The organism is Campylobacter sp. RM16188, assembly GCF_012978795.1.
Classification (GTDB): Bacteria; Campylobacterota; Campylobacteria; order Campylobacterales; family Campylobacteraceae; genus Campylobacter_A; species Campylobacter_A canis.
This window is the reverse complement of record NZ_LIWQ01000031.1, coordinates 1-2,507: the sequence shown is the minus strand read 5'-3', so window position 1 is coordinate 2,507 and position 2,507 is coordinate 1. Positions and strand designations below refer to the sequence as shown.

Genomic DNA, 2,507 nt, shown 5'->3' with positions numbered 1-2,507 from the left:
AGTCGCTCACATATGATAGAGCTATTAGAGAGTAGTGGCTATCAAGTTACAAAAAAAAACAAGAGCGGGATGAGTATTGTATTACCAAATCAAAAAAGATTAAACCGAATGAAAGGCTCTATATACGATGAAAGATTCACAGACATTAACAGACTTAGTGAACTCGGCGAAAGCGAATCAAGAAGAATTCAACAATACGCTAATAGAGATACACAGGCAGAGTGCCAAATCAATAGAAGCCGGATTAACGAAAATATACGTAGACGCGATGAGCGAAATAAAATCCGATACAAAGAAACAACTATCGGCAATAAAATACGAGATGCAGAACACAAAAGAAGCAATATTAAACGAGATGAAGCCGGCAATCATACAAAGATTGCTAAGTGGCACAACACTGATAACTCTAATATTTGGGCTAGTAGTAGGATTTTTAATCAATTTTTGGATATACGAGAAACGATTAACAAGCTATCAACAAGAAAACAACCTACTCCAGCAGAACAACCAAGAGCTACAGAAGTGGCAGATCCCACAGAATATGAGAGAGAGTTGGACAAGCAAGACAACGGGCAAAGAACAAAGAGCACTGATAGTATATCCAAACCAAATGAAAACCTCGAGCGAGGGAATATTATTCATGCTATTAAACAGCACGGAGCAATAGATGACACAACTAGAGATAGCATTATTAGACGAAGTAGAGAGATTGCAGATAGAAATTCTCAAATTGCAAGACGTAATAGAGAACAAACAGAACGAGAACAGCAAGCTAAGAGAGGATTACGAGAACTTGCGGAAAGAGAGAACCACTCTTTATTACAAAGACTTAGAGCAGAATTTCAAGAAAGAGTTAGACAGTATTATAACATCGCACAAGAACGAATTAGACAGAAACGAGAACAACTTAGAAAACTTAGAGATAGAACAAAATCAAATAGAGAATATCAAGAAAGAATTGAATCAGCTATTAGTGGATGGAAAGAAAGAATACTCAATAGTGGATTACAACAAATTACAGAGCGACTACGAAACTTTACTAGAGGACTACAGATCATTAGAGAAAGAATTATCAACAATCAAGACAATATTAGAAACGAGCTTAGAGAGTATGCAGATAGAGTTTCAGAAATCATACGACAATCTGAATCATCAGCTATTAGAAGAAATGGCGCAGAGTTTAGAGATTGCTTGGAAAGAGAAATCAAAAGAGTTTCTATCACTGGTAGACTTGAAATTGAACGAGAATTAAAAAAACCAGAAAGACAAAGGCTGGTAAAAAGAAAGAGAGAACAAAAACATACTATAACGATAAAAATGCGCTGACCTACTTCTAAAAGATGATAGCCTTGTGGAGCGTAGCGACAATACAAGGCGTAAAGAGGGGGTAAGGGGGCGGGCTGCAGTGCGTAAGCACAAAGCCGTATAAACGCCCCGGTTCCGATTTAAATTTCTAAAAAATAGAAGTTTTTGCAATGTTTGGAATTTTTCTATATATAAATTTTTCTTAAATTTTTAAGGCAATTAAAATCCCTAAAATACGCTATAGAAAAGATCAAAAAAGAAGTTTTTGTAAGTGAAAAAGAAGTTTTTGTAAGTGAAAAAAGATCAAAAAAGAAGTTTTTGTAAGTGAAAAAGAAGTTATACTATTAAAACTTCTTTTTATGATATAATTTTAAAAAACAACTTTTTGTCCGTGAGGTAAAAATGAGTAACGATACAGCTAAATCCATATCCAATAGGTCTGTTGTAGTTCAATCTAATTCAATGATAAATAGCAAATATGAGCTTACAGAAACTCAACAAAAATTAATTCTCTTAGCAATAGCACAAATAAAAACTTCTGATGACAAATTTTTTCGTTATTCTTGTACTGTTTCGGAATTAGAACAAAAATTAGGTGTTAAGTTAAATGAAACAAGATTAAAAGATTTAGCAAAAGATATACTAAAAAAGCCTTTAGAAATAAAAGAACAAAACAAGTGGATAGGTTGCAACTGGTTTTCTGCCTTTATTTACTATATAGACGAAGCTAGGTTTGAATTTGAAATAAGCCCTACTCTTATGCCGTATTTATTGCAATTAAAAAAAGAATTTACTACATATAATATTGAGCAGGCAATCAAATTTAGTGGCAAATATACTACAAGGTTTTATCAGTTTTTAATCCAAACACAGCACCAAAGAGACAAAAAAAGAGTATTTATACTAGATGAACTTTATGAGCTTTTGCAGCTACCAACAACTTTAAGAAATTTTTCTAAATTTCGTCAATATGTAATCGATCCGAGTATAGAAGAAATTAATAAAAAGAGTGATATCCAAGCAGACTATGAGATTACAAGGAAAATACGTAAAAAAGTAGTAGAAATAACTCTAAGATTTGATTTTAAAGAGCGCCTAATAGCTCAAACGGCACAGGCAATACAAGCTAAAGAGCTAAGTAAATACACAGGCAAAGAATTCTTATATTTTGGGGCGATATTTAAAATAAATAGGCTGCAAAA

Annotated in this window: 1 protein-coding gene and 1 pseudogene; both read left to right on the top strand. The window is 33.1% G+C overall.

Going from position 1 to position 2,507, the window contains the following annotated elements; genetic code table 11:
- Positions 1–1,326, top strand: a pseudogene (locus CDOM16188_RS11010) (hypothetical protein); the annotation flags it as partial.
- A gap of 381 nt (positions 1,327–1,707) precedes the next feature.
- On the top strand, positions 1,708–2,507 hold an 800-nt coding region (locus tag CDOM16188_RS11005), incomplete at its 3' end, for a replication initiation protein (protein WP_172202189.1).